This window comes from Streptomyces tendae, from assembly GCF_008632955.1.
GTDB lineage: Bacteria > Actinomycetota > Actinomycetes > Streptomycetales > Streptomycetaceae > Streptomyces.
On the sequence record NZ_CP043959.1, the window covers coordinates 2,830,810 to 2,843,028 of the forward strand.

The 12,219-nt window shown below is 72.8% G+C and carries 12 protein-coding genes; 5 read left to right on the forward strand and 7 right to left on the reverse strand.

Annotation, left to right across the window (positions count from 1 at the left end; all coding sequences use genetic code 11):
- The first annotated feature begins 88 nt into the window (after window positions 1-88).
- The 4 genes from F3L20_RS13130 to F3L20_RS13145 all read left to right on the forward strand — a co-directional run bounded on the left by F3L20_RS13130 (window position 89) and on the right by F3L20_RS13145 (window position 5,082).
- On the forward strand, window positions 89-1,762 hold the full coding sequence (locus tag F3L20_RS13130; RefSeq protein WP_150154534.1) for an AMP-binding protein: 1,674 nt from the start codon (window positions 89-91) through the stop codon (window positions 1,760-1,762).
- On the forward strand, window positions 1,759-3,372 hold the full coding sequence (locus F3L20_RS13135) for an AMP-binding protein (protein ID WP_150154535.1): 1,614 nt from the start codon (window positions 1,759-1,761) through the stop codon (window positions 3,370-3,372). Before F3L20_RS13130 ends, F3L20_RS13135 begins: the two co-directional genes overlap by 4 nt.
- 65 nt (window positions 3,373-3,437) lie before the next feature.
- Window positions 3,438-4,355 carry a LysR family transcriptional regulator gene (locus tag F3L20_RS13140; protein WP_150154536.1) on the forward strand — a complete coding sequence of 306 codons (918 nt, stop codon included), beginning with the start codon at window positions 3,438-3,440 and terminating at the stop codon, window positions 4,353-4,355.
- A 4-nt stretch (window positions 4,356-4,359) separates the two neighbouring features.
- A complete protein-coding gene (locus F3L20_RS13145) occupies window positions 4,360-5,082 on the forward strand; it encodes an SDR family oxidoreductase (protein WP_150154537.1) in 723 nt (240 codons plus the stop codon).
- A 50-nt stretch (window positions 5,083-5,132) separates the two neighbouring features.
- On the opposite strand, the gene F3L20_RS13150 is transcribed toward F3L20_RS13145, so the two are convergent.
- The 3 genes from F3L20_RS13150 to F3L20_RS13160 are packed head-to-tail and all read right to left on the reverse strand — an operon-like array spanning window position 5,133 to window position 6,856.
- Window positions 5,133-5,600, reverse strand: coding sequence for a GNAT family N-acetyltransferase (locus F3L20_RS13150; protein ID WP_150154538.1), 468 nt, complete (start codon window positions 5,598-5,600; stop codon window positions 5,133-5,135).
- A complete protein-coding gene (locus F3L20_RS13155) occupies window positions 5,597-6,142 on the reverse strand; it encodes a GNAT family N-acetyltransferase (protein WP_150154539.1) in 546 nt (181 codons plus the stop codon). Before F3L20_RS13155 ends, F3L20_RS13150 begins: the two co-directional genes overlap by 4 nt.
- A gap of 42 nt (window positions 6,143-6,184) precedes the next feature.
- Window positions 6,185-6,856: a hypothetical protein gene (locus F3L20_RS13160; RefSeq protein ID WP_150154540.1), complete on the reverse strand. Its 672-nt coding sequence runs from the start codon at window positions 6,854-6,856 to the stop codon at window positions 6,185-6,187.
- A gap of 214 nt (window positions 6,857-7,070) precedes the next feature.
- Here F3L20_RS13160 and gcl point away from each other — a divergent pair, with 214 nt between their 5' ends.
- Complete coding sequence (gcl, locus tag F3L20_RS13165; protein WP_150154541.1) at window positions 7,071-8,855, forward strand: glyoxylate carboligase; 1,785 nt, start codon at window positions 7,071-7,073, stop codon at window positions 8,853-8,855.
- Window positions 8,856-8,927: 72 nt separating this feature from the next.
- On the opposite strand, the gene F3L20_RS13170 is transcribed toward gcl, so the two are convergent.
- The 4 genes from F3L20_RS13170 to F3L20_RS13185 form a co-directional block, all read right to left on the reverse strand.
- Window positions 8,928-9,671, reverse strand: coding sequence for a TIGR04222 domain-containing membrane protein (locus tag F3L20_RS13170; protein ID WP_150154542.1), 744 nt, complete (start codon window positions 9,669-9,671; stop codon window positions 8,928-8,930).
- A 166-nt stretch (window positions 9,672-9,837) separates the two neighbouring features.
- Complete coding sequence (locus F3L20_RS13175; RefSeq protein WP_150154543.1) at window positions 9,838-10,074, reverse strand: hypothetical protein; 237 nt, start codon at window positions 10,072-10,074, stop codon at window positions 9,838-9,840.
- 312 nt (window positions 10,075-10,386) lie between these two features.
- A complete protein-coding gene (locus F3L20_RS13180) occupies window positions 10,387-11,277 on the reverse strand; it encodes a 2-hydroxy-3-oxopropionate reductase (RefSeq protein ID WP_150154544.1) in 891 nt (296 codons plus the stop codon).
- Window positions 11,278-11,385: 108 nt separating this feature from the next.
- Window positions 11,386-12,216: a TIM barrel protein gene (locus tag F3L20_RS13185; RefSeq protein ID WP_150154545.1), complete on the reverse strand. Its 831-nt coding sequence runs from the start codon at window positions 12,214-12,216 to the stop codon at window positions 11,386-11,388.
- Window positions 12,217-12,219: the final 3 nt, after the last annotated feature.

The following is a 12,219-nucleotide window of genomic DNA, read 5'->3' on the forward strand; positions in this document are numbered from 1 at the left end:
CACCCCCGTTCGGGGGTAGTGAGACCTGCATCACGGATTACACGATGGCGGTGAGCCGCCCGGCAAGGTCCGGCACCGAGGAGGACGCATGACGACGGGGACGGAGCAGTTCCGCAGGGCCCGGGACTTTCTGCTGGAACACCGCGAGGACTACGCCACCGCCTACCGGGACTTCACCTGGCCCCGGCCGGAGCGTTTCAACTGGGCCCTCGACTGGTTCGACGTGATCGCCGACGGCGACGACCGCACGGCCCTGCACCTCGTCGAGGAGGACGGCGGCGGGACCCGCCTGTCCTTCGCCGGGCTGGCCCGCCGCTCCGACCGGGTGGCCAACTGGCTGCGGGAGCGGGGCGTGGCCGCCGAGGACCGGGTGCTGGTGATGCTCGGCAACCAGGCCGAACTGTGGGAGACCGCCCTGGCCGCGATGAAACTGCGCGCCGTCGTCATCCCGGCCACCCCGCTGCTCGGCCCCGCCGACCTGCGGGACCGGGTCGAGCGGGGCCGCGTCAGCCATGTGATCGTCCGCTCCGCCGACGCCGCGAAGTTCGACGAGGTGCCCGGCGCCTACACCCGCATCGCGGTGGGGGAGGAGCCCGGCGGGAGCTGGCTGCCGTACGCCGACGCGTACGGCGCGCCCGACCGGTTCACCCCCGACGGGCCCACCCTGGCCGACGACCCGCTGATGCTGTACTTCACCTCGGGCACCACCGCCCGCCCCAAGCTGGTCGAGCACACCCACACCTCGTACCCGATCGGGCACCTGGCGACCATGTACTGGATCGGCCTGCGCCCCGGTGACGTGCACCTCAACATCTCCTCGCCCGGCTGGGCCAAGCACGCCTGGTCCAACCTCTTCGCCCCGTGGAACGCCGAGGCGACCGTCTTCCTGCACAACTACACCCGCTTCGACGCACCCCGCCTGCTGGCCGAGATGGACAAGGCGGGCGTCACCACCTTCTGCGCCCCGCCGACCGTGTGGCGCATGCTCATCCAGTCCGACCTGGGCCGCCTGCGCACCCCGCCCCGCGAGGTCGTCGCCGCCGGCGAACCCCTCAACCCCGAGGTCATCGAGCAGGTACGGCGCGCCTGGGGGGTCACCATCCGGGACGGCTTCGGGCAGACCGAGACAGCCGTGCAGGTCTCCAACAGCCCCGGCCAGGTCCTCAAGACGGGCTCCATGGGCCGCCCCAGCCCCGGCTACCGCGTCGAACTCCTCGACCCGGTCTCCGGCGCGCCCGGCGCGACGGAGGGCGAGATCGCGCTCGACCTCGCCGACCGCCCGGTCGGCCTGATGACCGGCTACCACGGCGATCCGGAGCGCACCGCGGAGGCGATGGCCGGCGGCTACTACCGCACCGGTGACATCGGCTCCCGCGACGCGGACGGTTACATCACCTACGTCGGGCGCGCGGACGACGTGTTCAAGGCCTCCGACTACAAGATCAGTCCGTTCGAGCTGGAGAGCGCCCTGCTGGAGCACGAGGCGGTCGCCGAGGCGGCCGTGGTGCCCGCGCCGGACGAACTGCGGCTGGCCGTCCCGAAGGCGTACGTCGTGCTCGCCGAGGGCTGGGAGCCGGGTCCCGACACCGCGAAGGTGCTCTTCGACCACTCCCGGCAGACGCTCGCGCCCTACAAGCGGATCCGCCGGCTGGAGTTCGGGGAGCTGCCCAAGACCGTCTCCGGCAAGATCCGCCGCATCGAGCTGCGCGAGGCGACGGCGGCCGGATCCACCGGCGAGTACCGCGAGGAGGACTTCCGGTGAGCGCACCCCTGTCGTACACCCACGGCACCAGCACCACCCCGCTGCTCGGCGACACCATCGGCGCGAACCTGGACCGCGCGGTCGCCGCCTGGCCCGACCGTGAGGCCCTCGTCGACGTGGTGTCCGGACGGCGCTGGACCTACACCGAGTTCGGCGCCGCCGTCGACGAGCTGGCGCGCGGACTGCTCGCCAAGGGCATCGGCACGGGGGACCGGGTCGGCATCTGGGCGGTCAATTGCCCCGAGTGGGTACTGACGCAGTACGCCACCGCCCGCATCGGCGCGATCATGGTGAACATCAACCCGGCCTACCGGTCGCACGAGTTGGCGTACGTGCTCCGGCAGTCCGGCGTCACCCTGCTGGTGTCCTCCCTCGCGCACAAGGGCACCGACCACCGCGCGCTGGTGGACGAAGTGCGCGGCGCGTGCCCGGGGTTGCGGGAGACCGTCTACATCGGCGACCCGTCGTGGGACGCGCTCACCGAGGCCGCCGCCGAGGTCCCGGCCGAGCGCGCGGACGCCGTCGCGGCGGGCCTGAGCTGCGACGACCCGGTCAACATTCAGTACACCTCGGGCACCACGGGCTTCCCGAAGGGCGCCACGCTCTCCCACCACAACATCCTCAACAACGGCTACTGGGTGGGCCGCACGATCGGCTACACCGAACAGGACCGGGTGTGCCTCCCGGTGCCCTTCTACCACTGCTTCGGCATGGTGATGGGCAATCTGGCGGCCACCTCGCACGGCGCCTGCGTCGTGATCCCCGCGCCCTCCTTCGACCCGGCGGCGACGCTGGCGGCCGTCCAGCAGGAGCGCTGCACCTCGCTGTACGGCGTGCCCACCATGTTCATCGCCGAGCTGAACCTGCCGGACTTCGCCTCGTACGACCTCTCCTCGCTGCGCACCGGCATCATGGCGGGCTCGCCGTGCCCGGTGGAGGTCATGAAGCGGGTGGTCGCCGAGATGCACATGGAGCAGGTCTCCATCTGCTACGGCATGACGGAGACCTCCCCGGTGTCGCTCCAGACGCGCAGGGACGACGACCTGGAGCACCGCACCGGCACCGTCGGCCGGGTGCTGCCGCACATCGAGGTGAAGATCGTCGACCCGGCCACCGGCGTCACCGTGCAGCGCGGCACGTCCGGCGAACTGTGCACCCGCGGCTACAGCGTGATGCTCGGCTACTGGGACGAGCCGGAGAGGACCGCCGAGGCCGTCGACCGGGGCCGCTGGATGCACACCGGTGACCTGGCGGTGATGCGGGACGACGGCTACGTGGAGATCGTCGGCCGCATCAAGGACATGATCATCCGGGGCGGCGAGAACATCTATCCGCGCGAGATCGAGGAGTTCCTCCACGCCCACCCCAAGATCGCGGACGTCCAGGTCGTCGGTGTCCCGCACGAGCGGTACGGCGAGGAGGTCCTCGCCTGTGTCGTCCCGCGCGATGCGGCCGACCCGCTCACCCTGGCCGAGCTGAAGGCGTACTGCGACGGCCGCCTGGCCCACTACAAGGTCCCCAGCCGCCTCGAACTCCTGGACTCCTTCCCGATGACGGTCTCGGGGAAGGTCCGCAAGATCGAGCTGCGCGAGAGGTACGGGACCGGCTGAGCCCCGCTCGCACCGTGCTCCCGCTCGTCGCGCCGGTGCCGCTCCTCGCGCCGTAGGATTTGTGCATGTCGGAGCTCAATCTGCGGCGTCTGCGCTACTTCGTGGCCGTCGCCGACACGCTCAGTTTCAGCCGGGCGGCGCAGGAGCTGCACATCGCCCAGCCCGTGCTCAGCCGGCAGATCGCGCTGCTCGAACGAGAACTCGGTGTGGTCCTGTTCGACCGCTCGACGCGGGGCACCGACCTGACCCACGCGGGCCGGGCCATCGCGGAGGACGGACGGCAACTGCTGCGGTCGGCCGGTGCCCTGGAACGACGTGCCCGTCAGGCCGCCCAGGGGATCGAGCGGCTGGCCATCGGTTTCATGCCGGGCTTGCTGGTCACGCCCATCGTGCAGGGCCTGCGGCAGTGGCACGCCGGCATCCGGATCGACCTCGTCCGCACGGGCTGGCACGACCAGGTGGAGACGATCCTCGACGGCCGTGTCGATCTCGGTCTGGTGCGCCTTCCCGTTCCGCACCGGGGTCTCCAGGTCGAGCCACTGTTCCGGGAGGAGCGGATCGTCGTCCTGTCGGCGTCGCATCCCCTCGCCGCTGCCGAGGAGCTGAGCCTGTACGCCCTGGCCGAGTACGACCTCCTCCAGTCCCCGGACGCGGCTCCCGAGTGGCGTGAGGCCCGGCTCGCGCGTGGCCTGCCGGTGCGGACCGGGGGCGATTATCCGCATGAGGTGGAGATCAAGTTGGAGCGGGTGGCCGCATCGTCCGGGGTGGCGTTCCTCCCGGTGTCGACGGCCCGGTTCTACACCCGTACCGACGTCGTCGCCCGTCCGGTGGCAGGGCTGGCGCCGAGCGCTGTCGGCGTGGCCCGGGCAGCCGGGCGCGACTCGGCCGCGCTGAACCACGCGATCGCGCTCGCTCATACCCTGCGGGCATCACTGACGACGGAAAGGGTCTTGGACGCGGCGGCGGTCCCGGACGGACCCTGAACACATGACCATCAACGCTTCCTCCCGCATCGTCGTCCTCGGTGGAACCAGCGGCATCGGCCTCGCCGTCGCCCGGCGCGCCGCCGACGCCGGAGCGACGGTGACCATCGCCTCGAGCCGGGCCGCATCGGTCGAGCGCGCTCTCGCACAGCTGCCGGCCGGCGTCGTGGGACGGGCCGTGGACGCGAGCTCCGGCGACGCGGTCGCGGCCCTCTTCGACGAGATCGGCACCTTCGACCACCTCGCCTACACCGCCGGTGAGAATCTCACCGGCCTTCCGCTCGCCGACTACACGGTCGACCGGGCGAGCGCGTTCTTCGCCCTGCGCCTGTTCCACGCCCTCGAGGCCGTCCGGCTGGCCGTACCGCATCTCGCACCGGGCGGGTCCGTCACCCTCACCAGCGGCACGGCGGCCTTCAAGGGCGGCCCCGGATGGACCCTGGGGGCCGCGGTCTGCGGCGCGGTGGTGTCCGCCGCCCGCAGTCTCGCCGTGGAACTGGCGCCGGTGCGGGTGAACGTCGTGGCGCCCGGGGTCGTGCGCTCGCCGCTGTGGTCGGGGATGAGCGAGGCGGAACGGGAGCAGATGTACACCGGTCTCGCCGCGTCCCTCCCACTGGGCCGTGTGGCGGAGCCGGACGACGCGGCCAAGGCGTTCCTCGCCCTCATGGACCAGGACTACGTGACCGGCACGGTGTCGGTCGTCGACGGCGGCACCCTCGCCGCCTGAGGCCGGGAGACGTCCGGGACGACTGCCCCCGGGTGCCCGGCACGCGGCGATCAGCAGCCCACCGTCCGGCGGAAGACCTGTCGGGAGCCGCCCTCCGGGCCCGGGGCGGCGGGTTCGGCGGGGGTGAAGCCGAGGCGCTCGTAGAAGACACGGGCGCCGCTGACGACGGCCCCGGGGTGGTCGGGGCCGAAGGTGACCACCTCGATCTCGCCGGGGCCGCGCACCCAGCGTCGTGTCGCCTCCTCCATCAGCGCGCGGCCGACGCCCGTGCCGCGGGCCCGGCGGGAGACGACGAGCCAGTGCACGTGGTACGTCGGCGCCTCTCCCCCGAAGAGCAGCCCGCCGAGGAGGTCCGGCCCCGAGGAGGGGGCGACCAGCGCCCTGGACGCGGCGATGTGCTCGCGCACCGCGTCGTGGAAACCGGGCTCCTCGACCATCGGCCCGAACCACTCCTCGACCTGGGCCGCCAGGTCGAGGAAGCCCGGGAAGTCGCGCTCACGTGCCGGTCTGACCGTCATCCGGACAGTCTGCCGGACGTCCCGCCGGAGTGCGGCAGTTCGAGGCGCATGCAGACGCGCGGCCACCGGTCGAGACCGTGGGCCGCCTCCTCGGCGCGGATCCGCCGCAGCCCCGGGGTGAGTCCGGCCTCGCTCAGCGTGCGGAAGCCCAGGCGCGCGTAGTAGGGGGCGTTCCACGGGACCTCGGTGAAGGTGGTCAGGGTCAGGGCGGTCAGGCCCTCCTCCCGGGCGCGGTCCGCGGCGCGGGCGAGCAGGGCGCGGCCCACGCCCCGGCGGGCGGCGTCGGGGTGGACGGACACCTGCTCCACGTGGAGCGCGCCGTCCACCGGTTCGGCGATCAGATAGGCGGCCGGTACGTCCGTGCGGGCGTCGGCCGCGACCCAGCAGCGGCCCGCCCGCCGGTAACGCTCCAGGGTCTCCAGGGCGGGCGGTGCGTCGTCGGCGACGTCCGCCATGCCGACGTCACGGAACGGGACACCGGCCGCCCGTTCGATCTCCTGGAGACGGGCCAGTTCGGCGCGGGCGGCGGGACGGATGCGCATGCGCCGAGTATGGGACGCCCCGGCGTGCCCGTCTCCGGGTTTTCAGTCCGCGTCGGCGTCCAGCGCGTCGGCGGCGGCGTTCACGGGCCGGGGGACACCGGTGAGGTCGAGCAGGAACAGCGGCACGTCCAGGGTGTCGGCGCGGGCGCGGGCCTCGTCGGTGTAACCGGGGAGGGAGAAGTACAGGCAGGACGCGGACTCCGTCATGGCGGTCAGCCACAGGCACTCGACGTCCCGCGGGGTCGCCGGCCGCGACGACGGGTCCAGCTGGGCCAGTACGCCCCGGCCGGCCAGTCCGATGCCGGAGGTGGGCCGCTGGTCCGCGCGCCGGATGTCCTCGTGACCGAGGCGCCGCAGATACAGCACGGCCGCCGTGACCGCGTCCCGCGCGGTGCGGATCGGCACCACGGGGACGGCGGGGCGCCGCGGCCTGCCGGCCGGCACCGACGCCTCCTCGCCCGCCACCGGGATGCGCAGCACCGTCCCGCAGGGGCAGCCCAGTTCGGGGTGCGGCCACTCGCCGCGCAGGCCGCAGCTCCCGCAGCGCACGCTCACCCATTCCTCCCGCCACGCGCGCTGCCCGACGGGGCCCGGGACCCGGTCCGGGTCCAGCGGCGCGGCGACGGGGGCGCCGCAGGCGCAGGGGTACGCCGGTGCCGTGTAGCGGTGCGAGCGCCGACAGTCGGGGCAGCGCACCGGCACGCTCTCGGACATGGTCCACTCCCGTGGTTCTCGAGGCGGGTCCATCGTCCTCCACCCGCACGCCGGTGTCCCGTACTTGCCGCGCACTCGCCGCTCTCTTGACGGGCTTCCCCCATCCCTCTTACATTCATTCCAGATAGCAGAAATAACTTTCCATCATGCGGAAGAAGCTCACGGCGGGGCGCGACGGGAGTGCGAATCCGAGAAGCCGAAGCAGGAGTACTCCATGGCTCGAATGACGGCTGCCCGCGCGGCGGTCGAGATCCTCAAGCGCGAGGGCGTCGACGTCGCGTTCGGTGTCCCCGGCGCGGCGATCAACCCCTTCTACGCGGCCCTCAAGGCGTCCGGCGGCATCGCCCACACCCTCGCCCGCCACGTCGAGGGCGCCTCGCACATGGCGGAGGGCTACACCCGTACGCACCCGGGCAACATCGGCGTGTGCATCGGCACGTCGGGCCCGGCCGGCACCGACATGATCACCGGGCTGTACTCGGCGTCCGGTGACTCCGTGCCGATCCTCTGCGTCACCGGCCAGGCGCCGACCGCGGTGATCCACAAGGAGGACTTCCAGGCCGTCGACATCGCGTCGATCGCGAAGCCGGTCACCAAGATGGCCGTGACCGTCCTGGAGGCGGCGCAGGTGCCCGGCGTCTTCCAGCAGGCCTTCCACCTCATGCGCTCGGGCCGCCCCGGACCGGTGCTGATCGACCTGCCGGTCGACGTGCAGACGACGGAGATCGAGTTCGACCCGGACACCTACGCGCCGCTGCCCGTCTACAAGCCCGCCGCGACCCGCGCGCAGATCGAGAAGGCCCTCGGCATGCTCAACGCCGCCGAGCGCCCGCTGATCGTCGCGGGCGGCGGCGTCGTGAACGCCGACGCGGCCGACCTGCTGGTGCGGTTCGCGGAGCTGACCGGCACGCCCGTCGTGCCGACCCTGATGGGCTGGGGCGTCATCCCGGACGACCACGAACTCAACGCCGGCATGGTCGGGTTGCAGACCTCGCACCGCTACGGCAACGCGACCTTCCTGGAGTCCGACTTCGTCCTCGGCATCGGCAACCGCTGGGCCAACCGCCACACCGGACGGCTCGACGTCTACACCGCCGGCCGCACCTTCGTGCACGTCGACGTCGAACCCACCCAGATCGGCCGCATCTTCGCCCCCGACTACGGCATCGCCTCCGACGCCCGCGCCGCACTGGAGCTCTTCGTCGAGGTCGCCGAGGAGATGCGGGCCGCGGGCCGGCTGCCCGACCGCTCCGCCTGGGCGGCCGCCGCGCAGGAGAAGCGCGCCACGCTGCAGCGCCGTACGCACTTCGACGATGTCCCGATCAAGCCGCAGCGGGTGTACGAGGAGATGAACAAGGCGTTCGGGCCCGAGACCCGGTACGTCACCACCATCGGCCTCTCCCAGATCGCCGGTGCCCAGATGCTGCACGTCTACCGGCCGCGTCACTGGATCAACTGCGGCCAGGCCGGCCCGCTCGGCTGGACCGTCCCCGCCGCGCTGGGCGTCGCCAAGGCCGACCCCGAGGCCCAGGTCGTCGCCCTCTCCGGCGACTACGACTTCCAGTTCATGATCGAGGAGCTGGCCGTCGGGGCGCAGCACAAGATCCCGTACGTCCATGTCCTGGTCAACAACGCCTACCTGGGCCTGATCCGTCAGGCCCAGCGGGCCTTCGACATCGACTTCCAGGTCAACCTGGAGTTCGAGAACATCAACACCCCCGAGCTGGGCGTCTACGGCGTCGACCACGTCAAGGTCGCCGAAGGCCTGGGCTGCCGTGCGATCCGCGTGACCGACCCGAACGAACTGGGCGCGGCCTTCGAACAGGCGAAGAAGCTGGCGGCGGAGTACCGGGTGCCGGTGGTCGTCGAGGCGATCCTGGAACGCGTCACCAACATCGCCATGTCGACCACCAACGACATAAGCAACGTGGTCGAGTTCGAGCCCGTCGCGACGGAAGCGGGCCATGCCCCGACGGCGGTCCGGCCCCTCAAGGTCTGACCCGCACACGGAAGGGGCGGGCCGCGGAGGCACACAGAGGTGACCCCGGGGCCCGCCCCTTCCGGTCCGTTGTCAGTTCCCACCGCCCCCGCCGCAGCCCCCTCCTCCTCCGCAGCCACCGCTACCCTCGCCGCCCGCGCAGCTGAACGCGCCGCCGCAGTAGTGGGGGCCCGCGTATCCGCCCCCGGAGGTGCCCGAGGAGCCGGAGGTGCCGGAGAAGCGGCGCAGGGCACGCCTGTGGCGTAGGCGGCCGCGTTCCGAGAGACCCGCGCGGAGGGCGAAGCGGGGGACGACGACGCGGAGGGCCGCCTGGCCGTGCAGGGCGACGGACAGCAGCTTCTCCTCGTCGGAGAGGCCCTCACCGTCCCGGCTCGCCGGGACGGGGTACGCGGTGCGCAGCAGGTGCAGGCGATGGCGTGCCGCCCGTGTCGTACCCAGCGCCGGCGGACTCACCATGCCCGCGTCCGCCAACCCGACCTTCAGCGTGGCCACCGCCCACCGGACGTCCGGGTCCCGCAGCAACTCCCGCACGTGGCACGGCTCGTGCAGCCTTCGGCACACCGCGCTCTCCAGGTACGGCACCCGCAGTTCCGCCGGGACGTCGTTCTCCGGCGCGAGGATCCCGTCCGGCGTCGGCAGCGGCGGCAGTGCGCGCCCCGCCTCGTTGTCGACCGCCACCACCGTGTTCCGTGCGCCGGGCTCGACGGCGCCGCGCAGGTGCAGGGCGACGACGGCCACCATGACGGTGGCGCGCGGACCTCCGGCCAGCAGGGCGAGCTCGTGCGGCGTCTCCCGGACGCGCGCGGTGTCGGCCATGACAGGCCACCCCCTCGGACAGGGGGCCCGCCGCCCCCGTGCCGACGGGCCCCGTGTGCGGGGATGGTTCCGCTCGCGGGGCCCGCCCAAGCCTCGGGAGGCCGTTTTCAGAGGTTCATTTGAGGCTGCCGTAGCCGCCCTACGGACGTTGCCGTAGAGGCCGCGCTCACGAGTCGTGGTGTTCGGACAGTCCCGGCCAGTCGTCCGGGCCGCCGCCCTGCCACTCGATGAAGTCCGCGTCCTCGACGTCGGTGACGTACAGGTCGGCCAGGCGCAGGATCCCGCCCACGTCGTCGGTGTGCGTGGCGACGCCCAGCGTCGCGTCGTCGGAGGTGACCCGCCGGGAGCCGTCCAGGGCGGGCGCGTGGACCACGATGTGCGGGTGCTCCGTCGGATGTGCCATGCCCCCAGGCTGCTGCGGTCCGGGCGGATCCGCACGCCGGGAGGACGGTGGGCTCGGGGCCGCGGCGGCGGCGACGGCCGCGGGGCGTCTCCCCTCAGGTCGTAGGAGACGGGCCGCGGCGTTGACCACCGCACTGGCTCGCGCGCCGCCGCGGCGCCCTCGCCCCGCCCGCACCGCGGACGCCGTACGGCCACCCCTCATCCGGGCCGTACGGCGTCGCGGTGCGGGCCGTGGGTTCCGGGCGGCGCCGCCGCCTTGGGCGCGACAGGACTGATGTCGGCGCCGGCGCCGCCCGGAGTTCTGGGGGGTGGGTCAGACCCGCGCGCCGGACAGCCGCTCGACCGCCCGCAGCAGCGCGGAGTGGTCGAGGCCGCCGTCGCCCTGCGCGCGCAGGCTCGCCACCAGCTGGGCGACCACGGCACCCACGGGCAGCGCGGCGCCGACGGTGCGGGCGGCGTCGGTGACGATGCCCATGTCCTTGTGATGCAGGTCGATCCGGAAGCCGGGCTTGAAGTCCCGGTTCAGGAAGTTGTCCTTCTTGCGGGCCAGCACGGTCGAGCCGGCCAGTCCGCCGCCCAGGACGTCCAGCGCCGCCGCCAGGTCGACGCCGGACTTCTCCAGGAAGACCACGGCCTCGGCGCACGCCTGGATGTTGACGGCGACGATCAGCTGGTTGGCGGCCTTCACCGTCTGCCCGGAGCCGTGCGGACCGCAGAGCACGATCGTCTTCCCCAGCGCCTCGAACAGCGGCTTCGCCTCGTCGAAGTCGGTCTGCTCGCCGCCCACCATGATGGACAGCACCGCCTCGATCGCGCCGGCCTCACCACCGGAGACCGGGGCGTCGAGCACCCGGATGCCCTTCTCCTTCGCGGCAGCGGCAAGGTCGACGGAGGTCTGCGGGGTGATCGAGGACATGTCGATCAGCAGGGCGCCGGGGCGGGCGTTCTCCAGGATGCCGTCGGGCCCGTACGCGACGGCCTCCACCTGCGGGGAGGCGGGGACCATCGTGACGATCACGTCGGCGTCGCGGACGGCCTCGGCGACGGAAGCCGCAGCGGTGCCGCCCGCGGCGGTCAGCCGGTCCAGCTTCTCCCGCTCCAGGGTGTGGCCGGTGACGTCGTAGCCCGCCTTGATCAGGTTCTCGGACATGGGGGAGCCCATGATGCCGAGGCCGATCCAGGCGACCTTGGGAAGAGTGCTCATGAGGGTGCCTCTCGGTACGTCTCGATAAGGGGGTGGGGGAGCGGGCCCCGCGCCGTGGTGGCCGGCCCGGCGCCGTGGGCCGGCGCACCCGGCCCTGCCCGGCGCGGGTCAGCGGGCCTCGCGCGGCAGCCAGTCGAAGGCCGCCGCGCTCGGGCGGTCCCCGGGCTTGTACTCCAGGCCGGTCCAGCCGTCGTATCCGGCCTTGCGCAGCCGGTCCAGCAGCTCCTCCAGAGGGAGCGAGCCGGTGCCGGGCGCGCCGCGTCCGGGGCTGTCGGCGATCTGCACATGCCCTGTCTTCTCCGCGTGGCGGTCGATCACCGCCGGCAGGTCCTCGCCGTTCATGGCCAGGTGGTACAGGTCCATCAGGAAGCGGGCGTTGCCCAGTCCGGTGGCCGCGTTGACCCGGTCGACGACCTCCACCGCGGCCGGTGCCGACACCAGCGGGTAATGCGGCGACTCGGCCCGGTTGAGCGCCTCGACCAGCAGGACGGCGCCGATCCGGTCGGCGGCCCGCGCGGCCAGGACGAGGTTCTCCAGGGCGAGCGCGTCCTGCTCGCCCGGGTCCACGCCGTCCACCCGGTTGCCGTACAGCGCGTTCAGCGCGCGGCAGCCGAGGGACTCGGCGAAACCGGCCGCCACCTCGACGTTGGCACGGAAGCGCGCGGACTCCTCGCCGGGCAGGGACAGCGCGCCCCGGTCCGGGCCGGGCAGCTCACCGGCGTAGAAGTTCAGGCCGGTGAGGCGGACGCCCGCGTCCTCGATCGCCGTGCGCAGCGCGGCCGGCTCGGACCGCTCGGGCACGGGGGAGTCCGTCCAGGGCCACCACAGCTCGACCGCGGTGAAGCCGGCCGCGGCCGCGGCCGCGGGACGCTCCAGGAGCGGGAGTTCCGTGAAGAGGATCGACAGGTTGACGGTGAAGCGCTGGTCGGCGAATCCCATCGG